General features: G+C 63.9%; 23 protein-coding genes. 6 read left to right on the forward strand and 17 right to left on the reverse strand.

Features of this window, described 5'->3' with window-relative positions:
* Window position 1: 1 nt before the first annotated feature.
* The 11 genes from VHP37_32105 to VHP37_32155 form a co-directional block, all read right to left on the reverse strand.
* On the reverse strand, window positions 2-1120 hold the full coding sequence (locus VHP37_32105; protein ID HEX2831022.1) for a hypothetical protein: 1119 nt from the start codon (window positions 1118-1120) through the stop codon (window positions 2-4).
* A complete protein-coding gene (locus VHP37_32110) occupies window positions 1117-1335 on the reverse strand; it encodes a hypothetical protein (protein ID HEX2831023.1) in 219 nt (72 codons plus the stop codon). Before VHP37_32110 ends, VHP37_32105 begins: the two co-directional genes overlap by 4 nt.
* 30 nt (window positions 1336-1365) lie before the next feature.
* Window positions 1366-1653, reverse strand: coding sequence for a hypothetical protein (locus tag VHP37_32115; protein HEX2831024.1), 288 nt, complete (start codon window positions 1651-1653; stop codon window positions 1366-1368).
* Between the two features lie 17 nt (window positions 1654-1670).
* Entirely contained in the window at window positions 1671-2636 is a 966-nt protein-coding gene (locus VHP37_32120) for a tripartite tricarboxylate transporter substrate binding protein (GenBank protein ID HEX2831025.1), read from the reverse strand.
* Complete coding sequence (locus tag VHP37_32125) at window positions 2633-3553, reverse strand: SDR family oxidoreductase (protein HEX2831026.1); 921 nt, start codon at window positions 3551-3553, stop codon at window positions 2633-2635. Before VHP37_32125 ends, VHP37_32120 begins: the two co-directional genes overlap by 4 nt.
* A gap of 31 nt (window positions 3554-3584) precedes the next feature.
* On the reverse strand, window positions 3585-4733 hold the full coding sequence (locus tag VHP37_32130) for a CapA family protein (protein ID HEX2831027.1): 1149 nt from the start codon (window positions 4731-4733) through the stop codon (window positions 3585-3587).
* Window positions 4734-4784: 51 nt separating this feature from the next.
* A complete protein-coding gene (locus VHP37_32135) occupies window positions 4785-5741 on the reverse strand; it encodes a tripartite tricarboxylate transporter substrate-binding protein (protein ID HEX2831028.1) in 957 nt (318 codons plus the stop codon).
* 13 nt (window positions 5742-5754) lie between these two features.
* Window positions 5755-6732, reverse strand: coding sequence for a tripartite tricarboxylate transporter substrate binding protein (locus VHP37_32140; protein HEX2831029.1), 978 nt, complete (start codon window positions 6730-6732; stop codon window positions 5755-5757).
* Complete coding sequence (locus tag VHP37_32145; GenBank protein HEX2831030.1) at window positions 6729-7718, reverse strand: tripartite tricarboxylate transporter substrate binding protein; 990 nt, start codon at window positions 7716-7718, stop codon at window positions 6729-6731. The genes VHP37_32140 and VHP37_32145 overlap by 4 nt, the downstream gene beginning before the upstream one ends.
* Window positions 7719-7737: 19 nt before the next feature.
* Window positions 7738-9006 carry a hypothetical protein gene (locus VHP37_32150; protein HEX2831031.1) on the reverse strand — a complete coding sequence of 423 codons (1269 nt, stop codon included), beginning with the start codon at window positions 9004-9006 and terminating at the stop codon, window positions 7738-7740.
* Between the two features lie 153 nt (window positions 9007-9159).
* Window positions 9160-9468 (reverse strand): hypothetical protein, encoded by a 309-nt coding sequence (locus VHP37_32155; GenBank protein HEX2831032.1) that lies wholly within the window; start codon window positions 9466-9468, stop codon window positions 9160-9162.
* Between the two features lie 143 nt (window positions 9469-9611).
* Between VHP37_32155 and VHP37_32160 the strand changes: the two genes are divergently transcribed.
* Window positions 9612-10532: a LysR substrate-binding domain-containing protein gene (locus VHP37_32160; GenBank protein ID HEX2831033.1), complete on the forward strand. Its 921-nt coding sequence runs from the start codon at window positions 9612-9614 to the stop codon at window positions 10530-10532.
* A gap of 691 nt (window positions 10533-11223) precedes the next feature.
* On the opposite strand, the gene VHP37_32165 is transcribed toward VHP37_32160, so the two are convergent.
* Together VHP37_32165 and VHP37_32170 are read right to left on the reverse strand one after the other, a co-directional pair.
* Window positions 11224-12777, reverse strand: a complete 1554-nt coding sequence (locus tag VHP37_32165) for a hypothetical protein (GenBank protein ID HEX2831034.1) — start codon at window positions 12775-12777, stop codon at window positions 11224-11226.
* Between the two features lie 37 nt (window positions 12778-12814).
* Window positions 12815-14359, reverse strand: coding sequence for a hypothetical protein (locus tag VHP37_32170; GenBank protein ID HEX2831035.1), 1545 nt, complete (start codon window positions 14357-14359; stop codon window positions 12815-12817).
* Window positions 14360-14577: 218 nt separating this feature from the next.
* Between VHP37_32170 and VHP37_32175 the strand changes: the two genes are divergently transcribed.
* On the forward strand, window positions 14578-15417 hold the full coding sequence (locus VHP37_32175; GenBank protein ID HEX2831036.1) for a LysR substrate-binding domain-containing protein: 840 nt from the start codon (window positions 14578-14580) through the stop codon (window positions 15415-15417).
* 211 nt (window positions 15418-15628) lie between these two features.
* On the opposite strand, the gene VHP37_32180 is transcribed toward VHP37_32175, so the two are convergent.
* The 4 genes from VHP37_32180 to VHP37_32195 form a co-directional block, all read right to left on the reverse strand.
* Window positions 15629-16105 (reverse strand): acyl-CoA thioesterase, encoded by a 477-nt coding sequence (locus tag VHP37_32180; GenBank protein ID HEX2831037.1) that lies wholly within the window; start codon window positions 16103-16105, stop codon window positions 15629-15631.
* 37 nt (window positions 16106-16142) lie between these two features.
* Window positions 16143-17018 (reverse strand): tripartite tricarboxylate transporter substrate binding protein, encoded by an 876-nt coding sequence (locus VHP37_32185; GenBank protein ID HEX2831038.1) that lies wholly within the window; start codon window positions 17016-17018, stop codon window positions 16143-16145.
* 116 nt (window positions 17019-17134) lie between these two features.
* On the reverse strand, window positions 17135-18307 hold the full coding sequence (locus VHP37_32190) for a PrpF domain-containing protein (protein ID HEX2831039.1): 1173 nt from the start codon (window positions 18305-18307) through the stop codon (window positions 17135-17137).
* 16 nt (window positions 18308-18323) lie between these two features.
* A complete protein-coding gene (locus VHP37_32195; GenBank protein ID HEX2831040.1) occupies window positions 18324-20879 on the reverse strand; it encodes an aconitate hydratase in 2556 nt (851 codons plus the stop codon).
* A 126-nt stretch (window positions 20880-21005) separates the two neighbouring features.
* Here VHP37_32195 and VHP37_32200 point away from each other — a divergent pair, with 126 nt between their 5' ends.
* The 4 genes from VHP37_32200 to VHP37_32215 all read left to right on the forward strand — a co-directional run bounded on the left by VHP37_32200 (window position 21006) and on the right by VHP37_32215 (window position 25160).
* On the forward strand, window positions 21006-21899 hold the full coding sequence (locus tag VHP37_32200; protein HEX2831041.1) for a GntR family transcriptional regulator: 894 nt from the start codon (window positions 21006-21008) through the stop codon (window positions 21897-21899).
* A gap of 1047 nt (window positions 21900-22946) precedes the next feature.
* The gene (locus VHP37_32205; GenBank protein ID HEX2831042.1) at window positions 22947-23342 is read left to right on the forward strand and encodes a hypothetical protein; all 396 of its coding nucleotides are present in this window, start codon (window positions 22947-22949) and stop codon (window positions 23340-23342) included.
* A 93-nt stretch (window positions 23343-23435) separates the two neighbouring features.
* On the forward strand, window positions 23436-23735 hold the full coding sequence (locus tag VHP37_32210; GenBank protein HEX2831043.1) for a hypothetical protein: 300 nt from the start codon (window positions 23436-23438) through the stop codon (window positions 23733-23735).
* Between the two features lie 54 nt (window positions 23736-23789).
* Window positions 23790-25160 (forward strand): TolC family protein, encoded by a 1371-nt coding sequence (locus tag VHP37_32215; GenBank protein ID HEX2831044.1) that lies wholly within the window; start codon window positions 23790-23792, stop codon window positions 25158-25160.

The following is a 25160-nucleotide window of genomic DNA, read 5'->3' on the forward strand; positions in this document are numbered from 1 at the left end:
ATCAGGACTGCCGAAAATCATGGATCGACCTCGCTGGCGTGCCGTCGGCGAGGCGCAGCATGCGCGTCACCGAAAGCGTATTGCCGAAACTGGGGATGTACGCGGAGTGCTTCCCGGCGCCGCCGAGTACGATCGGGATGTACTTGTCGGGGCTCTGTACCATGGGCACGCGCTCGTTCGGTCCTGAATGCAGGTAGCGGTCGCCGAACTTCACCTTGAAGCGCCGCCGCACGTTCTCCTCCGAGAATTCCCCCAGCGCGCGCCGCGCGTTCGCGAAGAGATACGCCTTGACGTCGTTCTTCGAATAACCTTCCCCGGCGATCGTCGCCGCGTGCTCGGGGCAGATCAGGACCACGATCTCCGAAGACGGGTGATACACGTTCTGGCCGCCGATCGTGGCGATGGTGCCCGCCATCGTCTTCAGTATGCCGGCGGCGCTCGTGCTTTCGTGATCGTTGATGTTGTGCGGGCCTTCGGCCGACACGACGGTGACGGCCGAGACGTCGCGAGGCAGGCCGCGCTCGACGTGCAGCGGCTCCCACGGACTGGCCGTCTCGTTCTCCGGCGCGCAATAGCTGAACTTCGCCGGCGAGCCGTAAGTGCCCATGTCGCCGACACCCGGGATCGCGCCGCCGATGTTCACCAGGGACAGCCTCACCGCGCGGCCGATCGTCGCGTTGCTGTGCGTCCCGGAACCGAGCGCCCCGTGCCCCGCGTTCATGCCGAGCTCTTTCGCCACCGGGCCGTTGACGATGATCAGCGGCGCGCACGAATGCGTCGTCGCCTGCACCGCGTAGAGGTTGAACGGCTCCTCGCACAACGCTTCGATCGCGAGGATCACGAGCGGGAAATACTCCGGGCGGCAGCCTGCCATGACCGCGTTCGCTGCGACGCGCAGCACCGTCGCCGCGCCATATCGCGGCGGGATCGCGGCGATCGTCGAGTCCGGGCGGCGATGGCAGTACGTGAGCATCCGCGCGACCCGCTCGGCGGTCGGCGGCACGACCGGCAGGCCATCGGTCCAGCCGCGGGCGAGGCAGAAATCGTTCGCCGCGTCGTAGTCGTCGGGCACATCGAAGCCGGCGTCGGGCGTCGCGCGCAGGGTCTCAAGGTCGATCAATTCAGGCGTTCCCGGATCAGCGCAGCGATGTTTTCAATGGCGGCCTCGGCGCGCCCTTCGACCGCTTCGAGCGTGAGCCCGCCCAGCGGATGCGCAATGAAGACGAACGCCAGCTCGGGCATGCCGTAAACGCGCGCCTGGGTCTTGCCGAGCGCCTTGAACGGTTCGGTGCATATCTGGGCGATCGCCAGTCCGCGCTGCTGCAGCGCGTGCATGTCGTGGACACTCCACGACGTGCACGAGCCTCAATCGGCGATGGCACTGACGACGAAGTCGGTTTCACTGACGAGCCGGTCGTAGATCTCCTGCTGCGCCGGGTGGCTCATGCTGGTCTTGCGCAGCCATACGAGAGACTCGACCGGAAACAACTGCTGCAGGCGGTCGGCGACGAATCGCAGCAGGTGGTCGGCGTTGCCTTTGCCGTTGTCGAGTATGCCGAGCCTCAGCGCTTTCGCCGCCGGCAGGGGCTGCGCCTGCGCGGCGGTGGCGGGACCCGCGGACGGCTCGGGCGCCACTGGTGAGATCAGAAACATGGTCGGAATCCTCTGCGTTAATCGACCGTGACGCCCGCGGACTTGATCACCCGCGCATAGCGGTCGATCTCATCGCTGATCACCGCGGCGAACTGTTCCGCGCTCTCGCTGAGCGGCTCGGTGCCCATTGCGATCAGGCGATCGCGGACCGCTTGCGATCCGGCGGCGGCCAGGACGTCGCGCTGCAATGTCGCCAGTACCGCTTGCGGCGTTTTCGCGGGCGCGACAAGGCCGTACCAGCTTTCGACCCGGATCGTCGAATAGCCCGATTCGGCGAACGTGCGCACTTCGGGCAACAGCGCGGAGCGTTTCGCGCTCGCGATCGCGAGCGCGTGCAGCTTGCCCGCTCGCACACCGGGCGCGAGCAGCGTAACGCTGTTGAACATCATTTCGATGCGGCCGGCGATGACGTCGGTCATCGCCTGCGTGGATGCCTTGTACGCCACGTGCGCGAGATCGACGCCGGCGGCTGTCTTGAAGATCTCGCCGGCGAGATGCATGATCGTCCCGGTACCGTTCGACGCGTAGTGGATCTGCCCGGGCCGCGACTTGGCGTAGGAGACGAAGTCCGCGGTCGATTTCGCCGGCACCGACGGGCTCACCGCCATCAGGTACGGCGTCTTGCCGATGCGTGCGACGGGCGCGAAATCGGTCCGGAAGCTATACGGCAGCTTCGGATAGAGCGCCTCGCCGATGACGAATACCGGCGAGACGACGAGCAGCGTGTATCCGTCCGGATTGGCCCGCGCCACCATCGCGCCGCCGATTTGCCCTGAGGCGCCGACGCGGTTGTCCACCACGACCGCCTGCCCCCACGTCTCGGCGAGATGCTGGCCGAGGAGACGCGCGGCGATATCGATCCCCGAGCCCGCCGCGGACGTCACCACGAGCCTCACCGGGCGCCGGGGGTAATCCTGCGCGGACGCGGACGGCGCGATGCACAGCACGAGCGGCAGCAGCGCCATGGCTGCGCGCGCCCTCATGGCAGGTAACCCGTGAACACATCGCGGCTGAGGTCGAGCGGATAGAACGACTTGCGGAAAGCGGGCAGCATGTTGTCGCCGATCGACCCGGGGGTCCAGCCTTCGCTGCAGTGCACCCGCTGGAGCGGACGCATCTGGCTGAACAGCACGATCTCGTTCTTGCGCACGTAGAACACCTGGCCGGTTACCTCCTCTGCCTCGTCGCTCGCGAGGAACACCACGAGCGGCGCATTCTTCGCAGGCGGGATGCTCGCGCGCTGGCGAAGACGTTCCTTGTGCTTTTCGGTGGCGGCAGGAATGGTGTCCGCCATGCGGGTGTGCGCGGTCGGCGACACCACGTTCGACCGCACGCCGTAGCGCTGCATGTCCACCGCGATGCTTTTCGACAGCCCTACCAGGCCCATTTTTCCCGACGCATAGTTCGCCTGCCCCAACGCGCCGACGAGACCGGAATTCGACGAGATATGCACGAAGCTGCCGCTCTGCTGCTCGCGGAAGTGCTCCGCCGCCGCGCGGCTCACGTAAAAGCTGCCCGAGAGAATGACCTTGAGCGAGAGGTCCCAGTCTTCGCGCGACATCTTGTGGAAAATCGAATCGCGCAGGATCGCCGCGTTGTTGACGACGCAATCGAGCCTTCCGAATGCATCGATCGCGGTCTGCACGATCCGGTGTGCGCCGTCCCAGTCCGCCACGCTGTCGGTGCTGGCGACCGCTTTACCCCCGGCGGCTTCGATCTCGTCGACGACGCCCTGCGCCACGCTCTCGTTCTGTCCGTGGCCGTTTACGCTCGTGCCGAGGTCGTTGACCACGACCTTCGCGCCGTGCGCCGCCATGAGCAGCGCGATCTCGCGGCCGATGCCCCCGCCGGCGCCGGTCACCACGACCACTTTGCCTTCTACGATACCCGTCGTTTCCATACCCGCTCTCTCTCTTTACTGCCAGCCGGCGTCATGCATCGCCGCCCGCGCCTGATACGACCACTTCATCTCCGACGATCTCGAATCTGTGGTCGAACTCTTCCGACGCCCAGTCCATGAAGCGGATGGCGTCGTCGAAACGCGGATCGCCGTGCTTGAGGATTTCCGGGCGCAGCTGCTTGTCGATGAGCGCCGGTAGAAACGAGACCTTCTTCACGCCGTCAGGCGCGAGCAGCGCTTTCACGATCAGGCTGCGCTTGCCGTCGGTGCCGTACGGCAGCGGATGGTCCGGATCGAGCGTGACGCCGTAGCGCTTGCAGAACGCGGCCCCGGCCTTCTCGACCGACGTGGTGTTGGCCCTTTTCATCCAGCGCGACATGATGTTGGTCGACATGATGAAATTGCCGAGGCTGTAGAAGCAGGCTTTTCCGCCGTGCACGCCGATGGCCTTCGGCACATGAGCGTGATGTCCGAGGATGAGATCCGCCCCCGCCCCGAATGCCGCGCGTGCCGCGATGGGCTGATACTCGGCGATCGTGCGCGGAATGAAGTGCAGCCCCCAGTGCAGCGACACGACGACGACGTCGGCGTTCTTTTTGGCCGCGGCGATGTCGGAGGTCATCGCCTCAAGATCTTCCTCGTAGGGCACCGTCACGACCCGCGGCGGCATGCCGGGCTGCGTCTCTACCGCTTCGTAATAGGTGTGCACCCGCAGCGGCGCGACGCCGGGCTTGTCTCGCGCGGCCTCGTAGCCGTGCGGAAGGATCGAGCAGTACGCGAGGAGCGCGACACGCGTGCCGTTGCAGTTCATCACCACCGGCGTGCGCGCCTCCTCGATGTCGCGCCCGGCCCCGACCGTGGGTATCCCCATGTCGCGAAACACCGCCAGGGTATCCAGGAGCGCGTCGGGGCCCCAGTCCATGCCGTGATTGCTCGCGAGCGAGACGACGTTGAACCCGCAGTCGGCGAACACCGACGCCATGTGCGGCTCGAGCGGCCGTTCGCTCACGCCGGAATGAAGCTGCAGCGCGCCGCGCCGCGAATAGAGGCGCTCGCACTGGGCGAAGCGGATGTCGCCCGAGGCGAGGGTCTCGCGCACGAGCGTGCTGTATTTATCCATCGGCTCGTGTATCGGACCCACGTCGCCGACGCCGTAGAGAACGACGTTCGCTGCTGTCATGGCGTAGCTCTTTTCGCTGTGTTGTATGCGTTCGGCGCGTCGGACGCGCGATCAGTAATCCAGGCTGATACCCGCTTTGCGGATCACCGTCCCCATGCGGGCCATCTCGGATTTCACCTTGGCGCCGAGCTGCTCGGGCGAGCTGCCGACGGCTTCCACGCCGGCGTTGAACAGGCGCTCCCTGACGTCGGGCGTGCCGAGCACGCGCACCATCTCCGTGTTCAGGCGGCCGATGACCTCCGCCGGCGTCCGGGCCGGCGCGAACACCGCGGTGATCGACACGAACTCGTAACCCGGCAGGCCCGCGCTCGCGATCGAAGGCAGCGCCGGAAGCAGCGGCGACGGCTGCGCGCTGGTCACCGCAATGCCGCGCAGGCGGCCGGATTTGATGTGCGACGATCCGCTGCTCACGTTCGCGAACATGAGGTGTATCCCGCCCGACATCAGCGTCGTGAGCGCGGCCGCCTCGCCGCGAAACGACACGCGCACGATGTCCACGTGCGCCATCACATCGAAGAGCTCGGCCGCGAGATGAATGGATCCGCCCGGCGTGGTCGAGCCGACGTTCAGCACGCCGGGTTTCGCGCGCGCCAGCGCGATCAGATCGCCGACGGTCTTCACCGGCAGCGAGGGATGCACGACCAGGACGTTCGGCGCACTGACAGCGAGCGTCACGGGCGCGAAGTCCGCAACCGGATCCCACGACACGTTCTTGCGCATGAACGGCGACAGCCACACGGTCGTTCCGCTCAGAAGCAGCGTATAGCCGTCGGCCGGCGCCTTGGCCACGGTCTCGATGGCGACGACGCCCCCCCGATTATCGACGACCACCGGCTGCCCCAGCGGTCCGGTCATCCCCGTCGCCAGCGTGCGTGCGACCATATCGAAATTGCCGCCCGTTGCGGACGTCACGATGCGCACCGTCTTCGAAGGAAAGCCTTGCGCCCATGTCGTGCCGGCGCAAAACGCCGCACTCGCCAGCAGGATGCCTGCTGCCGCGTGTCGCACGGCGAGTCTCCTTCTACTCACCTTTGGCCCCCGTCGACTTGATCAGCCGGGCATTCTGCGTGATGTCGCGCCGTATGCGCGCCGCGAAAGCCTGCGGCGTCGTCGTCTCGGGCTCGAGCCCGCGCCGGTTGAGCGCGACCTTCATCTCTTCGGTATTGACTGCCTGCTCGATGAGCCCGTGGATGCGCTTGACGATCGGCTGCGGCGTGCCTGCGGGAGCGAGCACGCCGTACCAGTTCGATCGGTCGAAGCCCTTGAGCCCGGATTCCTGAAGCGTCGGAACCGACGGCATCGCAGACACGCGCGTGGCGCTGGTGACCGCGAGCGCCCTCACCTTCCCGCCCGCCACCATCGGCAGCGCCGCGGCGGCGCTGGGAAAGCTCATGTCGACTTCGTTCGCCGCCGTGCCCACCGCCATCTCGGTGGCACCTTTGTAAGGCACCGGCACGATGGCGACATTCGCGAGCTGGTTGAAGAGCGACCCTGCGAGATGCGATGAGCTCGATACGCCGGCTGAGCCGTAATGCAGCCGGCCCGGCTGCTGCCTCGCGAGCGCAATGAGCTCCTTCACGTTGCGCGCCGGCACGGTCAGATTGACCACCAGCACCTGCGGCCCGTTGGCGACGATCGATATCGGCGAGAGGTCGCGCCGTATGTCGTACGGCAGCGTGCGCAAAGCCGGCAGTATCGCTTCGGTCGCACCGAGCATGAGCAGCGTATAGCCGTCGGCCGGCGCCCTCACCACCATCTCGGTCGCGATCGCCCCTGCGGCGCCCGCCCGGTTGTCCACGATCACCGGCTGGCCGAGTCCTTCCGAGAGCTTCTGCGCGATGAGGCGCGCAGTGGCGTCGGTCGCGCTGCCCGCGGAAAAGCCCACCAGCATGCGGATCGGCTTGCCCGGATAGCCGTCCTGAGACGCAGCAGTGGCGCTCACGCTGAAAAGCAGCGCCGTCGCCGCGCCGAGGGCGACCGATCGTGTGCGCCGCTTCATATCTGCTCTCGCTTCAAATGGATCGCGCTGATGAGGTTCCTGAAGCGGACGATCTCCTCGTTGATGTATCGCGCCAAATCGGCGGGCGTGCCGGGATCGGTCTCGACGCCTTGTTTTTTGATGCGATCGCCGATCTCCGATGTGCTCAACACCGCGTTCACCTCCTTGTTGAGGCGCTGAATGATCGGCACCGGCGTGCCGCGTGGCGCCACCAGCGAGTTCCACGATCTCGTCTGGTAGCCTTTGACGCCGCTTTCGTCGAGCGTCGGAACGTCGGGCATGCTCGCCGAGCGCTTGATCGTGGAGACGCCCAGCGCGCGCAGGCGGCCTGCGTTCACGTGCGGCTGTATGCCCGATACGCTGCTGAAAATGAGGCCGATCTGGCCGCCGATCAGATCCACGATTGCCGGACCGCTGCCCTTGTACGGGACATGAACGATGTCGATGCCGGCCAGGTGCTTGAAGAGCTCGCCGGCGAGGTGCGCGCTCGAGCCCGTGCCGGCCGAGCCGAAGCTGAGCTTGCCCGGATTGGCTTTGGCGTAAGCGACCAGTTGCGCGGCGGTCTTTGCGGGCACGCCGGGATGCACCGCGAGCACGTACGGGCTCGCCCCCAGCATGGCGACCGGCGCGAAATCGCGCACGGGGTCGTAAGGCAAACCGGCCTTCAGCGCCGGATTCGCGGCGAGCGTCGTCACCGTCGCGACCAGCATCGTGTATCCGTCGGCAGGCGCGCGAGCCGCGATCTCGGCGCCGATGATGCTCGCCGCGCCGCCGCGGTTGTCGACGATCACCGGCTGGCCCAGGCGCTTGCCGAGCATTTCGTTCATGGCGCGAGCGATGTAATCGGACGGACCGCCGGGCGGATACGGCACGACGAGCCTGATCGGCTTGACGGGATACGATTGCTGCTGGGCCGCCGCGCTCGCACAGAGGCCCATGGCAATCGCGGCGAATCCGATTCGGATGGTCGGGCGGATGTTCAGCATCGTAGTCCTTCGAATGTGCTCATTGCTCATGAGTGGTCGCCCGCGACAGCAGCGCGTCCCAATCCTTTGGAAAACGGATCTTCCTGCTGGTCGCGTAGCCCTGGTTGAAGTTCTGCCGGTAAAGACAGCTCCTGTTGCGAGTGGGATCGCCCGTGACCACGACGAGGAACCGGCTCGGCGGCAGCATCAGCGGAACGAGTCGCTCGGGATCGTCCGAGGTGCACCAGGCCTGCGGCAGGACGCCGCGCTCGACCAGCTCGCACAACGTGGTGCCCTGCGGATGCGACAGGCCCTGGGTCATGCTCCACTCGAAATACCTGGCCGGCACCAGCGCGTTCTTCTTGAGATAGTCGTTGACGCCCTCTTTCGAATAGCCGCCTGCCGCGATCGTCGCGGCGATCACCGGGCTCATCAGCAGCACGTGCGATTCGGTGTAGTTGCGCGACGCCTGGTAGGGCTCGATCATTCGCTTTACCCAGTCGACCATGTAGTCGAGGTGCCGCTCGGCGTTCTCACCGGCGGTCAGCAGCGGGTCGCTGACCGCGCGCGCTGAAGCGATCGTGACGACGCTGTCGGATGCGGCGAATCCCCGTGCGACGTGCAGCGGCTGCCAGCCGATCTCATCGCACACGGCCTCGTTCTCCGGGACGACGGCCCTGAACATGTGGCCGAACGTCGCCATGTCGGTGAGGCCGGGTAGGAAGCCGGCGACGTTGCGCGCATAGAGGCGAAAGAAGCGACCGATGCTCGTGTTCGCACGGTTGCCCGGCCGCTGCACGCCGCCTTGGTAATTGAATCCGAGTTGTCGGATCACCGGACCGTTCAGCAGGATGATGGCTTCCCAGCCCGGGGTCGCACCGGCGTGCTTGAGGCCGAACTCGGGCGCCGCCATGACTTCGACGATCGCGAGGAGGATCGGCATGTGGCGCGGCTCGCACCCGGCCATCACGCCGTTCACCGCCACGTTCCATACGGTGGCCGACGCCTGGCTCGGCAGGAGCACGCCCAGAACTTCCTCGGGCGCGCGGTCGGTAAAGCGCAGGAACGCTTCGATCTTGTCGACCGTGGGCGGAACGATGGGCAGGCCGTCGCTCCAGGCCCTGCCATAGAACGCCTCGTTCACGTCCTCGAAGCTGCCGCGAAAGACGATCTCGCGGTTCGACCGTCCCGCGGCCTTCGTCACGACCGGAAGCTGGGCGCGGCGCTCGGTGAGTCCCTTGACGATCTGGTCGACCAAGACGTCCTGCACGTTGCGGGCGATCACGTCCGGCGTATGGATGGAGATCACGCCCGGATACTGTGCGATCGGCAGATCGAGCCCCGCGCTCTTTCCGATGGCGCGAATCGCGCCGGCAAATCCCTGGATGGCGATGGTGACGCTGGGAATGCCGCAGTTCTCGGCGACGATGCTGGCCCGCGTACACGCGGCGCTGCAGCTCCCTCAGCCGCCGTTACCGGTGATGACGGCATCGCATTCGAGCGACCTCAGCTTGTCGGGCAACGCCTTGACGACGTCCGCCTCCCGATTGGGATCGTCGATGTTGCCGAAGGCTTCGAACGGGACGAACTTGAGACCGGGATAGCGCTCGAGCAGCGCCTGCCTGATGACGTCGAACGTGAGCTTGTGGTGGAACTGATAGTTCGACAGCTCGCCGATGGTCATGCCGTTGAGGTCGGCGATCCGGGCCGGCATCGCTTTCGGGCGCCCCGGCGCTTCACCGAGCGGACTCACCACCTCGTATTGCGACACCCGGCGTCTCCTCGTGACTGCGGCCCGCTGCCGACGCGATGTATTCGCGTTCTGCGAGCTCGAATGAGATCGAGACTATCACTGCGATATTCTTCCCAAAAGCACTAAAATAGAATCGAACGATCTCGTTATGGAATAGTGGAATGAACCTTCGCCAGCTGCGATACATCAGCGAAATCGCGAAGCGCCGCCTCAACATCTCCTCCACGGCCGAAGCGCTCAACACCAGCCAGTCGGGCGTGAGCAAGCAGCTGAAGCTCCTGGAAGACGAGCTCGGGCTGGAGATTTTCGTACGATCGCGCAACCGCCTCTCCGGGTCGACGCCGCACGGGCGCAGGATCATCGCGCTGGCCGACGCTATCCTCGGAGACCTCGCGAGCATCAGGTCGATCGCCGAGGAGGTGAGCCGCGACTCCAAGAGCTCGCTCGCGATCGGCATCACGCACACGCAGGCGCGCTACGTAATGCCGGAGATCATGAAGCGCTTCAGCGAGCGTCATCCCAGGGTGCGCATCCGGCTGCGTCATGCGGAGCCCGGCCACCTGCTCAAGATGCTGCTCGCCGGAGAAGTCGACATGGCCGTCACCGCCAGCGACCCGCCGGCGAACCGCGATCTCGTGATTCTTCCCTTCCGCCAGTTCCACCGCGTAATCATCGTGCCGAAGGGGCACAAGCTTCTCCGCGTGCCGCGGCCGACGCTTCAAGACATCGCCGAATACCCGATCGTCACCTACGAGCCGGGTTACTCGGCGCGGCAGGAAATGGTGCGGGTTTTCGAGAAGGCAGGACTGGAGCCGAAGATCGCGATCAGTGCGATCGATGCCGACGTCATCAAGACCTGCGTCGAACAAGGCTTGGGCATCACGATCATGTCGGAAGTCACGTTCGACCCGAAGCGCGACACGAACCTACGCTCCATACTCGTAGAGCACCTGTTCGAGCCGTTCTCGACGAAGATCGTCCTCGCAAAACAGCACGGTGTCCGGCAGCATACCTTCGACTTCATCGAGATGTGCGCCCCGCAATGGGAGCATGAAAGAGTCGAACGGGCGATACGAAGCTAGTCGTCACGCGTAGCTGCGCGAGTCGCGGCGCACGACGGCGTGCATGGCGAGAATTTAACCACGGCAGGTCACGCAGCGTCGCTCCGACCGTCCGCGAGTTTATATAAATCCCGCTAGCTCGATGCCGTAATCATCGAGAAACGGGCTTCCGCATAGCGTCTAACTCGTCGAGACGCCAGCACAGGCCGAGGACAGCTGCCCATCCGTACGCGCTTCTCGTTGACGCAAGTGGCGTCGCATCACCGGCAGGAGCTTCGTCTGGCCGTAGTCGTAGTGTTTGTAGCGGGCCAGATGCGCTGAAACTCGATGACGATTACAGTAGCTGGTGCCGGTCCAATCAGCCCGCGACAATGAAGGAAAGAAATGACAGCAGCGGCGAAACCGAGCCCATGCCTCAAAGTCCACCACGAATAAATGGACCCTACGGGAATCACGCGCTGCCGAGTTCAATGACTCTCTGGGTACCGTTATCTGATTTGATAACTGACTGGAGGCGGGGGTCACAACCTAATTGCGGGTGTAACAGCTTGAAACTTCAGTACCATCCGTGAAGCCGCTCGATCAGTTACCCCAAGACATACCCCGCTTGCACTCGATAGTCGACGCAGGCCAGGTCGTGCCGATTAAGGCGCCATCTGCCGGTGACATAGACTCGCGGACGTTCTTGGAGAAACGAATCGAGTGTCAGAGTTCAAACGGTGACCCGTGTCGCGTCAAATCTCGTCAGAGAAAAACCGGCAAATTGCTCCGGGTAAAGTCGAACATGGTCAGCGAGAACGGATAGGGCAAACGCTTCGCCGAGCTTGAGACCCTCGATTGTGTCGGAACGGAAATGCGAGCCGTTGAAGTTAGCCGCAAATGCTCCGCCGGCCAGCTTGTTCAATTCTGTTCCGACTGTGAGCTCGTCGGATATTGCCGTCAGACTCCGCCCGTCGTCGCTCGGCTGCACGGGCTCCGGGAATACAAACGCCTCATTGAAGAACCACTTGAGGATCGTGACCCCTGCGCCGAGGAAGGTCGCGCACGACTGTGTGTAGGACGGCTGCTGGCCCCCGCCGTCGGGCAGTACTTGCGACACCAGGTATGTGCGCTGCCGCGCGCACACTTCGGAGAGAACGCGTGAATTCAGCAATTCGGGGTGGAATGGATACTGCGCGCGGCCGAGGACGTGATTATGGACACGTCCGCCTACCTGTTCAGGCTTTGGGCGACGATGGACAAGCCACTTCTGGAAACCCGAATGCGTGTCAACGGACCTCCATACACGCCCAATGAGGCCGCGGATGTCCTCTCTCCCAAACGTCACCCCGCCCAACTGCTTTCCTGCAGTCCTATACGGGTTGGCCTGGTCGAGGGCCTCCGGGCCCATCTCTAGCAGAATCCCTGCCGCGTTGATGAGGGTTTGGAAAGTCGTGTAGTTGCGGAAAGCCTCGAACCAACCCCGGGCAGTCAAGGCGTAGCGCCGCTCGGGCTCGAAGACGCGCCGGTTGGGCGAATGATTGCCGCTCTGAATGCTAAGCCACTCGTCGTAGTCGGTCATGAAGTCGAGCTTGGCCATCCCTGCACGGGTCAGCTGCTTCACGTGGGCGAAAGACCCGTTAGGCACATCGAGAAGTGAAAGCTGCGACAGACGCGGCCCGTATAGCTCGTTCGGTAAGCCGGCGCGGCCGAACGTGCGCGGTGTAACACGCCCTCCCTCCTTCTGCCCCCTGTAGCCGCTCATGCGCGACAGATCCTCACAAGCAGCGGCTATCAGGGGGTCGCTGTCGTACTGCGCGAAGGGCACGTCTCGTGTAAGCGCCATCCAGTAAGTCTCGGCGAGCTCCGCCGCGAACTCCGCGCTCGCGAAGGCCGGTGCCGCCGGCGTGGTAAAGCCCCACGGATCCTGGCCTTCGAGAAGGAATGAATGACCTTGGAGAGGGTTCCCGAACCTGATGGTGCCGCCTAGCGGCACGGCCTCGAACGCCTCGAACGTGCCGGTATGTATGGCGCCAAGCAGTGAACGGTAAGCGACTGGATCGACCTCGCCCAACCCGTTGTGCGGCAACCCGCGACTGAACGAGGCGAAGTAGTTGCGGTCCGCGTAACGCACCTCGTCACCGTTCGTAGGATGCTCTGAGACGAACGATCGCGCCTGGGCTTCCGCTCGCTCGATCCGCAACTGCCTCGCGCGGTTGCGTCGATGCGTCAGACGGTCCGCATCGAGACTGTGGGGGGCATTGTCGTTATGCACGGTCTTCTTCAACGTGGCGATGAAACAAGATTTTCGCAGCGCTCCGCAATCATGTCGGCCGATTGATTGTGAAGGTACTCGCTGGCTGGAGCGAAGCGATAGCGTCCAAGGGCTCCGGGTCGCGCCAGAGGAACTGGCGCACGTCGATCCGATCCGGATACACATCAAACAGCGTGAAACCGTCGCGCTCCTCGATACTCTTGCGAGTCGTGGCCGTGATCTTCTCCGGGTACCAACCGATGTTGCCACGTGCGTAGCCTGCGAAACCGGTCTTGCCAGTACCGACCGTGCCGCAGAGGATGGCCTCAATCGGATTGGCACTCAGGTCGATATCGCCGCTGCGCGTGATACGCGCGGCCGCCGTGGCGTGCAAGTCGCCCGAAATACTGATCGCAGCCCGCCCTCGCTGGTCGGTCAAGGCCTTGACCAGGCGCTGGTGCTGAGCGAACCAGCCCGCCTGCCAATACTTCTTATCGTTGCCGCGGGTGGATTCACCGCGAGGCCGATCCTCGTACCATTCTCCCAGCGCGCCCTTGGACCACCCGAATGGATTGGAGGGCACATGTATATAGTGCCGGGCACTCGATTGCTGGAGCCGCTCGATTAGGAAGCGCTCGACCTCGGGAAACAGCACGTGCGCGTCCGAGCCGGTCGACCAGCCACGTCGGCAGTCGAACAGCGCCATCTCCAGCAGGTTACCGATCCGGACCGTTTCGATTGTCTCGTTGGCGAGCGGTCCCGACAGAGTCGGATGGCCGAGCGCGACCGGATAAGCCATCGCCGCGCTGCGGCGCTGCAGCCCGAGGATAAAAGGACGCGGCGGGAAGGTGTAGCCCCACGGGCCGGCATTGTCGTTTTCGAAATAGTCGTGGTCATCCGAGATGAAGATCAGAGGAACCGAGGCGAAGCGGTCCTCGTAGAGCGCCGCGATCTGGCGCCCGACGATGGTGTTGAGCGATCGCCGATTGGCGACTGAATCGAAGTTTTGATCTTCGTCGAGCCATGCGATGCGGTGATACAGCTCAGCCTGCCGCGCGAGTCGATCCGCGTTGCGCGTGTATTTGAGACCGGTCCACTGATCCCAATAGACGTGGTCGCCATTCGCGACTGCTAAATCAGGCTGGAAGCTCAGCGCGCGATCCAGGAGCGCGCGCCGTGTCGCCATCGCGATGAACTTGTCTTGATCGGCTTCGTCGCCACCGGCGCAGGTAAAGAACAGAATGCGATAGTGATCTGGCGTCGAGCCAACGGGCGGAAGCGTGCTGAGGGTCCACGGCTCGCGCAGTGTGGCTCCGGCCTCATCGGTCAGCATCAGCCGGTGCGGCGTACCCTCCTTCAAGCCCCTCTGCACGAAACTCCATGCGAAACCGTCGGGATCCGTCCGCTCACCGTGAACCGACCGGCCATCGATCGTCAGCACCGGGGCGCCTTTGGGAGGCGCATCGAGCAACACCTTCAGTGCGATCGTATCGCTGGTGACGGACGGCAGAATGGTGCGGATGATCTGATCCGGCTTCGACCAGGCTACCCCGCCCAGGAGGATACCGCCGAGCCCGACTGCCCCGGCTTGAAGGAATTGGCGACGATTGAACATGGGCTCCCCGAGCGCTTGCGATACATGATCTTGGCGCGTATCGTCGCACGCGGAGTGATAACCAACTAGTCGGAATTCCCGATCGAATGAACGGTTTTTCTGAAGACTCGCCAGAGAAGTTGCGTCCTGCCGTGGATCGCCTTCGCATGCGGCACCTGCGGTTGTTGCACGTGCTCGCGAGTACCGGGAGCGTGCGCCGAGCCGCGGAGCAACTGCATATGTCCCAGCCCGCGATAAGTCAGACGTTGAAGGAGATCGAATCGGCTTTCGGTGGTGAGCTCTTTACTCGGACAGCCCGCGGGGTCATTGCCAACGACCGGCTACAACCACTGCTTAGGCGAGCGGCCATTGTGCTAGGGGAGATCGCAGCCGCCGAGCGTGAACTACGAGGACCCAAGATTGCGACACGCGTGATACGCATCGGCGCAAATCTGCATCTACTTCGCTTTCTCATACCATCCGTTATCGAACGCTTACGAGCCGCACGAGGAGCGCCGCGCTTCTCCTTGACGGAAGACTCGAGTGCGCGTCTTCTCACCGCACTTGCATCGGGTCAGTTCGATTGCGTCCTTGCCCGTCTCGGGGACCAGGGGACGGAGGACTCGAATATGAAGGACTTTGCGTTCTGGCCTGTTTATCGCGGGCGGCAGTGTGTAGTCGTGAACTCCAGGCATCCCTTGGCAAGGCGACGCCGCATAAGCCTTCTTGATCTCGCCAACGAAGAATGGGCACTGTCGACGACCGAAGGTCGATCACGCGACCTTCTGGCGAACGCATTTTTGCGCGCTGGTCTAAGCCCGCCGGAGCCTGTAATCGAGTGCAGGCCTTTTCACGCAAATCTTGCTATCGCTTTAGCCCTGCCGGTCGTCACGATCGTTATGCGAGCTGAAGCAGCGTTGGAGCAGAAAGAGGGACGCCTTCGTATCCTTCCGGTCGACTTGAATATCGATGCGCCGCCTATTGCCTTCGTCTGCCGCAAGTCCTGGGCCGATGATCCGCTGATCGCCGAGGCCCGTGCCGCCGCGATAGCGGCGGGCCGGCGCTTGGATCGAATTTAATCCGCCTTACGGTAACTGACGGCGGCAGCTATACGCATCATTCGCTGAGGATGTCCGAGAACTTGGTCCGCATGGTTTTGCGACGCGGATCGCTCGACTCCCGGCTCGGGTCGTGGCGGTCCGACGCGTCCACAGCGCGAATTGCGTCTGCCCTCAACCAAAATCAGGTGATTTGTGCGTCACGCGGACGTGCGCTGGTTTTGACCGCCGCCTACTTCCCTATCTCGGACGCCTGCGCCTCGAGCTCGCGCCGCCACCGTCTTCGCAGCTCTGCCGCTTTGTGCCGCCGACGGTCATCGCAGGAGAGCGGGCAAAGCGCGGGAACGGGCACGGGCCTGCGTTCGTCGTCGACCGCGACCATAGTGAAGAAGCAGCTGTTGACATGCCTCACTTGCTGGCTTCGTATGTTCTCGGCAATGACTTTGATACCCACCTCCATCGACGACGTTCCGGTGTAGTTGATACTGGCGAGGAACGTAACCAGTTCCCCGACGTAGATGGGCTGCCGAAACGTGACCTGATCGACCGACATTGTGAGCACGTATCGTCCTGCATAGCGACTGGCGCAGGCATACGCAACCTGATCCAGAAGCTTCAGAATCGTTCCACCATGCACATTGCCAGCGAAATTCGCGGTGTCCGGCGTCATCAGGACGGTCATCGTCAGTCGGTGTGCGGCCAGATCCATGCTTGCGTCCTCGTTGCTGCGAGCCGTCGCGACGGCGTTACTCGACCTTCACTTTCGCCGCCGCAGCCACCTTCTTCCACTGCGGGATCTCCTTGGCGATGATCGCCGCGAAAGCCTCCGGCGAGCCGCCCGCCGGCGCAACGCCGTCCGCTTCGAGCTTCTCGATCATGTCCTTCTGGCTGATGATCTTCGTCACCTCGGAGTTGACGCGGTCGACGATCGCGCGCGGCGTGCCTTTGGGCGCGATGAAGCCGTGCCAGTTGGAGACGTCGTAGCCCTTCACCGTCTCGTCGATCGCCGGCACGTTGGGCAGTGCCGGGATCCGCTTGGCGGTGGTCACTGCGATCGCGCGGAGGCGCCCCTGCTTCACGATCGGCATCGTCGCGGCGATCGAGCCGAAGATGAGCGTCGTCTGGCCGCCCATGGTGTCGGTGAGCGCGGGGCCCGTCCCCTTGTACGGGATGTGGTTCATCTTGATGCCGGCCTGCATCGCGAACAGCTCGGTCGCCATGTGCACGATGCTGCCCTGGCCGCTGGTCGCGTAGTTGATGTCGCCCGGCTTCGCCTTCGCCGTCGCGATCAGGTCCTTAATAGTCTTCACCGGCAGCGACGGGTGCACCGACACGAGGAACGGGCCCTTGGCGATCTGGATGATCGGCTGGATATCGTTGACCGGGTCGAAGTTGAGCTTGTAGAGGCTCGGGTTCACGGTGTAGCTGGCGGCGATCATCGTCAGCGTGTAGCCGTCGGGGGGCGATTTCACGCCGAGCTCGGTGCCGATCGTGGCGCCGGCGCCTGGACGGTTCTCTACGATGAACTGCGGCCCCTTGAACGATTCGGTGAGCTTGGTCGCGATGAGGCGCGCGATGAAGTCGGTGCCGCCGCCGGGCGCGAAGGGTGCGATTATGCGCACGGGCTTAGAGGGCCATTGTTGAGCCGATGCCTCCGTTGTCACTCCGCTGCTTGCAATTGCGCACGCCACGATGGTCGAAAAACCGAAGAATTTCATGCTTACTCCCTTTGATGACATTACGCCGCTTCCCGCACACCTGCGGGGGCATCCTGCTGCAACGGCACATAGACATACCCGTCAAAAAGACGGCGTTGAGTACGGAAGAACGAGCCGCGAGTTGCGTGCCACGCGCCGTCGCGTAACTGCACGTCTGCGCCAACCGTGAGGACACCTGACGGCATCCCGATTCGCAGCGTTTGCGCCGTGTCGCGCCTGCTCGCCTGCCAGACAATGCTTCCCTCGATCCGCGCCGCAACCGCAGTACACAGCGATGCCGTGAGCGGTAGTGCGCGGTGTGGCTGCCCGTTCGAGATCATCCGCGCAGTAACATCGATGTCTGATGCGCGGATTTGGTCACCGGAAAGAGTGCGTGCGTCTTGCGGCCCTGATACAAAGCCGACGTAGGGAACCGCGGTTTTCGCCCGCGCCTCCTCAACGTTGCGACCAATGCCCATCTTGAGCGACGCCTGCACACGGATCGCCGCAAGCTTCTCAAGCAAGGCGACGTCCGCGTCCAGCGCGTCCGGCATCTCGCGTCCGGTGAGCCCTAGATCCTCGGCCGCGACGAATACGACTGCGTTGGCGGCATCGATCATCGACACTCTGATGCTGCCGAGCCCGGGTACATCGAGCACATCCACGGCATTGCCGGTTGGCAGCAATTTGCCGGTCGACGCGCCGCCTGGGTTCAGAAAGTCGAGCCGAACCGGCGCGCCGGTTCCGCCGACGCCCGGAATAGGCAGATCGCCCGCGGTGATGGCCCGGCCATCCTTTACCGTGAATGTCGAATGAATCACTTTCTTCGTGTTCGTGTTGTAGATCCGTACCGTCGCTTCCCCGTCAGAGACACTCACGATGCCCTCTTCCACGGCGAAGGGCCCCACCGCCGACGACATGTTTCCGCAGTTACCGCTGTAATCCACTTGTGCGTCTTTTATGAGTACCTGCGCAAATGTGTAATCGACGTCTGCGTCCTCGCGCTCCGAAGGAGCGAGCACACATACTTTGGACAGCGACGAAATACCGCCACCCATGCCATTCAACTGGCGCCCGTTCGGATCCGGGCTGCCCATCGCCGCGGTAAAAATATCGTCCCATTGCTTGCGGTCTGCCGGCAGGTCGCGACTGTGGAACATCAGCGCTTTGCTCGTACCGCCGCGCATGAAAACGGCAGGAATCTTTTTCAGCATGTCAGTCTCCGAATTGTCAAGCCGCTTTGAGCAGCTGATTACGCATGAGCGGGAGCAGACCACCCGCCTTGAAATAGGCGATCTCCTCGTAGGTATCGAGGCGGCACGTCACCGGAACGGAAAGCGTCCTGCCGTCTCCACGCGTGATGTTCAGCTGCAGCGTACCTCTGGGACCGAGTCCCGATGTCACGTCGCCAATATCAAAAGTCTCGCTGCCGTCGAGCTTCAGTGTGTGACGCGTCGTACCGGGTTCGAACTGCAGCGGTAACACTCCCATACCCGCAAGATTTGCGCGGTGGATACGCTCGAAGCTTTCGGCGATGATCGCGCTCACGCCGAGGAGCCGCGGTCCCTTCGCCGCCCAGTCGCGAGACGAGCCACAGCCGTAATTGCGGCCTGCGATGATCACGAGCGCCTGCTGCCGGTCAACGTACAACTGCGCCGCGTCAAACAAAGGAACGATCGTGCGATCCGGCTCTACACGCGTGTAAGAGCCTTCCATCTCCGGGACCATCTCGTTGCGCAGACGAATGTTCGCGAATGTCGCGCGCACGCCGACCTCGTGAATACCCCGGCGCGTGCCATAAGAATTGAAGTCGTGCTCGGTTACGCCGGCCGCGAGCAGGAAACGGCCCGCGGCGCTGTCAGCCAGGATCGCACCGGACGGTGAGATGTGATCGGTCGTGATGTTGTCGCCAAGGATCGCCAGCGCGCGGAGATCTTTCAGTTTCCATGCGTCGCTCTGCGCCTCCCAGTACGGCGGTCGCTTGATGTAGGTGCTCGCGGGATTCCACGGAAAACGCGCGGGAACGCTACGTGTAGCTTTCGCTGCGCTCTCGATACGCTCATACGCCTGCGCGAACTGCTCAGGTCGCACGTGTTCGCGCAACACCGCTTCGATCTCGGCGTCCGACGGCCAGACGTCGCGCAGGTATACGGGGCGCCCCTCCGCATCGACACCCAGCGCATCGCCGGCGATATTGCATTTCGCTGTGCCCGCGATTGCATACGCGACGACGAGAGGCGGCGAGGCTATATACGCCTCACGCACCAACGGATGTATGCGTCCGTCGAAATTCCGATTGCCTGACAGTACCGCCGTCACTCCCAGCTTGCGCTGCCGCACTTCGGCGTCTACAGCCGCCGGAAGCGGTCCGGACATACCGTTGCACGTCATGCAGCCGAACCCGACCACGTCGAATCCGAGCTCCTGCAACGGTCGATAAAGGTCAGCGCTCTGGAGATAGCTCAGGACGGTGCGCGAACCAGGCGAGAGAGACGTCTTGACCCAGTGCGACCGCTGCAGCCCGCGCTGCCGCGCGTTGCGGGCCAACAGACCCGCGGCAATCATTGCACGAGGATTCGACGTGTTGGTGCAACTCGTAATGGCGGCAATGACGACCGAGCCTTCTTCGAGGCTTGCCGGCGGCAGCGAAGAAGTTTGCTCCTCCGCCAGCGGCAGCAACTGGTGAGGGTCGCGAGGGCCGGCGATCGCCCGGCGCACCGTCGACAGGTCGAAGGCGATCGCCCGGTCGTAGACAGCGGTTTCGACAGCATCGGCCCAGAGCCCCTGCGCCCTGGCATACGCTTCGACGAGCTCGCACTGAGCCGCGGGGCGGCCGGTGAGCTTCAGATATTCGATCGTTTTTTCGTCGATCGGGAAAAGCGCCGCGGTCGACCCGAATTCCGGCGACATGTTCGCGATGGTGGCGCGGTCGGCCAAAGACAGGGCGCCAACGCCCGGCCCATGGAATTCAACGATGGCGCCTACCACGCCCTCGGCCCGCAGCCTCTCGGTCAGCGCCAGCACGACGTCAGTCGCGAGAATTCCCGGCTGCGGTGCGCCTACCAGCTTCACCCCGACAATCTCAGGCAACCGAAGGTGGATCGGCCGGCCCAGCATTACCGCCTCCGCTTCAATCCCGCCGACACCCCATCCTAGTACACCCAGAGCATTGATCATCGTGGTGTGGCTGTCGGTTCCGACGAGCGTGTCCGGATATGCCCATGACTCGCCGCCTCTCTCCTGCGTCATCACAACAGGAGAAAAGCGCTCCAGGTTGATCTGATGAAGGATGCCTTGGCCGGTGGGCACGATGTCCACGTTGTTGAAGGCGGCGCGGGCCCATTCCAGGAATTCGAAGCGCTCGGCGTTTCGCTCCCGCTCGATCTGCGCGTTCCGCTCGAGCGCATCCCCCCTGCCCGCATGCTCCACTGACACCGAATGATCGATCACCAGCTGCACCGGCACTTGCGGATTGACCTGTGCGGGATCGCCACCGGCCTCGGCCACGGCATCGCGGAGACCGGCGAGGTCGACGAGCGCCGGGGTTCCCAGAAGGTCCTGCAGCACCACTCGCGCAGGGAAGTACGGGAGGTCCACGCCACGTTGGCGCTCGACGATGGTGCGCAACAGCTCGTCGCCCTTAGCGCCGCCGCGGCGCAGGACGTTCTCAGCAAAGATCTTCAAGGCGAACGGTAGGCGCTCGAAAACTGCGGGTTCGAGTGCGCCGGAGACGCTTACGTAACGGTAGGAACGGCCGGCCGCGGAGAAGCTGTGCATTGCAGGCATGGGAACCTCGGAGAAGTGGCGTGGAAAGGGTCGACATTTTGCATAAAACTGCTCTTTTATGCAATATATTTCTGCCGATCACCACGGGTATATGGCAATTTCTGCCTTTTTTCAGGATAATGAGCTATGCCCTCGCTAACGCGCCTCCAGCAGAAGGTCACCCGCGAAATCGTCGCCATCGCTCGCCGCGAGAACTGGCCGGCCGGCCATCGCTTGGCAAAGATCCCCTTGGCTGCGGAGCTGAATACATCGCACAACCCGGTCGAGGCTGCGTTGGCGCATCTGGCCGAGATCGGCGTTGCCCGGCACGAGCCCGACCGCGGCTACTTCCTCGCGCACGACGCTAACGAGCTCGGGGTCTTGGCCGACAAGCTCGTCGCAGCCGAGGACCCGCTGTATCTGAAGATCGCGGATGCGCGCCTCGCCCACCGCCTTCCCGACACGGTCACTGAAACCGAGCTGGCACGCCTCTTCAAGACCACGACGGCTGCCATCCGGCGCACGTTGCTACGCGTGCAACAGGAAGGCTGGGTTGAGCGCCGCACGGGTCAGGGATGGAGCTTCCTCCCGCTTATCGATTCGCAGGAAGCCTATGAGGAAAGTTATGAAATGCGCCGGGCTCTTGAGCCGGCAGCGATTGTGAGTCCGAAGTTTCAACCCGATCGCGCCGAGCTGACGGCGCTCCAGCGCCAGCAGGCGTTCATTGCCGAATCGGGCTACGCAACGATGACGCCGATCGAGTTGTGGGACCTCAACGCGCGTTTTCATGAATCAATTGCGCGCTGGTCGGGTAATCGCTTTATCCATCAGACGGTGCGGCGTCTCAACCAGCTGCGGCGTCTCGTCGAATACAAGCAGGCCTCCGCCGGGCCGCGCGAGCCCCGACAGGACCAGGCGCGGCAGCATCTCGAGATCCTTCGGCTCATCGAGCTCGGGGACTATGTCGGCGCTGCGGCCCTCGTGCGTGACCATCTCCAAGGCGCCCGCGACACGAAAGTGCGTCCGTCGGTTTTCGGCTGATCAGTTCGACACGTCCACGTTCGCTGGCCCTGGCGTGGTCCCGCGGCGCCAGATGAGCCAAAGCACAGCACCGCCAGCGAGTACCAGGTACGGAATCGAGCAGTAGTTGACCGCGTGCCACCCGCTCTTCAGAAGCAGAACGCCCGATGAGAGTGAAGTGACCGCCATCGTGCAAACACCACGAAGTCGTTCGCAGCGTGAGTCTTCGCGCGCTCGGCGGCGCAGTTGCGCCAGCGAGATAGCGCGCCTGCTGGACGATGCGAGATCGACGTCACGATACGGAAGCAAGTGCAGTTCGGAGAGCTGCTTAAGAGACGAGCACGAAAGGCGTGCACACGAACTGCGTCTTGATGCAGTCGAACGACATCCGCTGGTGCGTGAAGCCGCCACAGCAGGCGTTGGCGCTGCGCCGCTGCTGCGCTGTATGACCCGGATCGATCCATGGCGCCGAGGCCGGGTGGCAGCAGCACGTCGTGCATGAAACTCGAACCGCTTTGCACGCCACACGAAACCAGCCGACTGTCGCGAGCGTTTACGTGGTGTCGCCTAGCCGCAGCTTGAACAGCCCTCAGCGACAAGCACATACTCTCATCCGAATGAACAACGTCGTTGTTTATCCAAACACGGAAGGTGCCGATCGCGACACACAGATAACGAAGGAGGCACACCGATCCCTCGATCGATGTTCGCACTCGTAAGCACTGCCAAGAATCCGAGGCGCTGGTAAACGGAGCGGCGCTGGCGCCTTGATCTGACTGGAGGCGGGGGTCACAACCTGATTCCGGACCTAACGTGTTGACTGCTGGTCTTTCTCAGCGTCAGTCGGCTAACAGTTACCCCGACAGTTACCCCGCGCGGCAAAGACTCAACCGCGCGCATTCGAAACGCTGCATGCAGCTTCGGCACCCCTGGTCCTGACTGTCGTAAGAAACCGTCGCGAATTGCCGCCCTAGAGCGGGTTTCAACAGCCTACGCCCGCCTTGCCGCCGCTGCCTGCGAACTAATTCCCGACGGCCGGGTCTCCCCCCTTGCATCATCCCCCGAGGCGTGTCTACACTTCGCGCCGTGCTTGCTCGCTTACATCGTTACCTGCTGATTGCGCTGCTGCTGGTGATTCCCGTGCAGGGAATGGCCGCGGTAGTGCACTCGTTCGCCTGCGGTCCTGACGCCTCGGCGGCAGCGGCTGCAGCGAAGGACAGCAGCCACAAGCACGACCACATGGCAGCTGCTGACCACGATCACGGCGCCGCACACAGACACGATCACCAGTCCGGCAAGGGCACCGGTGATTCCGCCCAACATCAGTGCTGTCATCAGGTTTCGGCAGCGCCGATCGTGTACATACCTCCTGCGCAGGCCGACCTCCCGGTCTACGTGTCCTTCGAGCCGGTCCTCGAGCTCACCTTCGTGCTCGAGCAGCCGCAGCGACCTCCCCGAGCCTGATCCTTCGGTAACGCCGCGAGCCCCGCGGCGCGCGTAAGCGCGCGCGTGGGCGACACGCGCACGCCTGTCGTGCGCCCGCAACCGAGGATCACCATGAAACGCTCTACCCTGCTCCTGGGCCTTTTGCTGGCCCAGGCGTCGCCGCTGTTCGCGGCCGACGCCAAACCGACGGACGCTGCCGCCCCGGTGCCGCAGACGAGCTACCGGTCAGCTTTCGAGGGCTACCGCTCCGCCACTGAGGTGTCAGTCGCCGACTGGCGCTCGCTCAACGAAGAAGTCACCGCGATCGGCGGCCACGTCGGCATCATGCGCGGCGCGGCTCCGCAGCCCCCGCAGGCTGGCGCGACGAGCGCAAGACCTGCCCCGCCCGCGCACAGCGGGCATCAGCACTAAGGGACGCGCATGCTATCGATTCGATTCCTGCGCCATGCGGCAGCGGCCTCTGGCGTGGTCCTGCTGACCGCCTGCGCCTCCTTCTCGCCGGACAACGGCTTCGACAGTGTGAAGAACGCCGTGAACCAGCGAACTTCCGCCGAACCGCGTTGGGCGCGAACCGATGCGGAGCGCGGCGAAGTCCGGCAGGCCGTCACGAGTCTGCTCGGTCAACCGCTCACGGCGGATGCCGCCGTGCAGATCGCGCTCATGAACAATCGCGGTTTACAGGCCACGTATTCGGACCTCGGCATTGCCGAGGCCGATCTCGTCCAGGCCGGCCGCCTGCCGAATCCCCGGTTCGCTTTCGAGCGCCTCGTGCGCGGCGATGAGCTCGAGATCGGGCGCGCCTTCATCGTGAACGTGCTGAGCTTGCTGACCATGCCCGCGCGCACGCAGATCGAGCAGCGTCGTTTCGCCGTCGCCAAGACACGTGTCGCGGGAGAAGCCGCCCGCGTCGCTGCCGATACGCGCCGGGCTTGGTACTCTGCCGTGGCTGCGCAGGAAGGCGTGAAGTACATGCAGCAGGTGAAGGACGCCGCCGAAGCGAGCGCGGAGCTCGCCCAGCGCATGGCTCGCGCAGGCAACTTCAGCAAGCTCGACCAGGCCCGGGAGCAGGTGTTCTACGCCGAAACGACGGCGCAGCTCGCTCGCGTGTCGCAGGCCGCGGTCGCCGAACGCGAGAATCTCACGCGGCTCATGGGGCTCTGGGGTGAACACATCCGCTTCACGTTGCCCGAACGGCTGCCGGACCTGCCCAAGGCACCTCAACAGCTCGAGCAGGCCGAATCCGACGCGCTCCGGCAACGCCTCGACGTGCAGGCGGCTATGCAGGAGGCCGAAAGCGTCGCGTCGTCGCTGGGCCTCACACGCGTAACGGGCTTCATCAGCCTCCTCGAGGTCGGCTACCAGCACAACAGCGAAACAGGAAAGCCGCCGCAGAAGGGTTTCGAGGTCGAGCTGCGCCTGCCGATCTTCGACACCGGAAATGCGCGCGTCGTCCGGGCTCAGCACACGTACATGCAGGCGGTCGAGCGCGCCGCCGAGCTGGCGGTGCGCGCGCGCTCGGAAGTCCGCGAAGCGACGAATGGTTATCGCACGACCTACGACCTCGCCCGGCATTACCGCGATGAGATCGTCCCGCTGCGCAAGCGGATCTCCGATGAGAACGTGTTGCGCTACAACGGCATGTTGATAAGCGTCTTCGAGCTGCTCGCCGACGCACGGCAACAGGTAGCCAGCGTGAACGCCTATATCGAGGCGCTGCGCGACTTCTGGATCGCCGACGCGAATCTCCGCAGCGCACTCACCGCGACATCTCCCGGTGCGACCACAGTGTCGCGCCGAACCTCCGCGCCGTCCGAAGCGACTGCGGCTGGCCATTGA

It is taken from the genome of Burkholderiales bacterium, assembly GCA_036262035.1.
Taxonomy (GTDB): domain Bacteria; phylum Pseudomonadota; class Gammaproteobacteria; order Burkholderiales; family SG8-41; genus JAQGMV01.

Excerpts from the sequence above, each read along its gene's own strand:
- VHP37_32110 (HEX2831023.1), bottom strand. The coding sequence starts at position 1,335 with ATGCACGCGCTGCAGCAGCGCGGACTGGCGATCGCCCAGATATGCACC.
- VHP37_32115 (HEX2831024.1), bottom strand. The coding sequence starts at position 1,653 with ATGTTTCTGATCTCACCAGTGGCGCCCGAGCCGTCCGCGGGTCCCGCC.
- VHP37_32120 (HEX2831025.1), bottom strand. The coding sequence starts at position 2,636 with ATGAGGGCGCGCGCAGCCATGGCGCTGCTGCCGCTCGTGCTGTGCATC.
- VHP37_32125 (HEX2831026.1), bottom strand. The coding sequence starts at position 3,553 with ATGGAAACGACGGGTATCGTAGAAGGCAAAGTGGTCGTGGTGACCGGC.
- VHP37_32130 (HEX2831027.1), bottom strand. The coding sequence starts at position 4,733 with ATGACAGCAGCGAACGTCGTTCTCTACGGCGTCGGCGACGTGGGTCCG.
- VHP37_32140 (HEX2831029.1), bottom strand. The coding sequence starts at position 6,732 with ATGAAGCGGCGCACACGATCGGTCGCCCTCGGCGCGGCGACGGCGCTG.
- VHP37_32145 (HEX2831030.1), bottom strand. The coding sequence starts at position 7,718 with ATGCTGAACATCCGCCCGACCATCCGAATCGGATTCGCCGCGATTGCC.
- VHP37_32160 (HEX2831033.1), top strand. The coding sequence starts at position 9,612 with ATGAACCTTCGCCAGCTGCGATACATCAGCGAAATCGCGAAGCGCCGC.
- VHP37_32170 (HEX2831035.1), bottom strand. The coding sequence starts at position 14,359 with ATGTTCAATCGTCGCCAATTCCTTCAAGCCGGGGCAGTCGGGCTCGGC.
- VHP37_32175 (HEX2831036.1), top strand. The coding sequence starts at position 14,578 with ATGTCCCAGCCCGCGATAAGTCAGACGTTGAAGGAGATCGAATCGGCT.
- VHP37_32180 (HEX2831037.1), bottom strand. The coding sequence starts at position 16,105 with ATGGATCTGGCCGCACACCGACTGACGATGACCGTCCTGATGACGCCG.
- VHP37_32190 (HEX2831039.1), bottom strand. The coding sequence starts at position 18,307 with ATGCTGAAAAAGATTCCTGCCGTTTTCATGCGCGGCGGTACGAGCAAA.
- VHP37_32195 (HEX2831040.1), bottom strand. The coding sequence starts at position 20,879 with ATGCCTGCAATGCACAGCTTCTCCGCGGCCGGCCGTTCCTACCGTTAC.
- VHP37_32200 (HEX2831041.1), top strand. The coding sequence starts at position 21,006 with ATGCCCTCGCTAACGCGCCTCCAGCAGAAGGTCACCCGCGAAATCGTC.
- VHP37_32210 (HEX2831043.1), top strand. The coding sequence starts at position 23,436 with ATGAAACGCTCTACCCTGCTCCTGGGCCTTTTGCTGGCCCAGGCGTCG.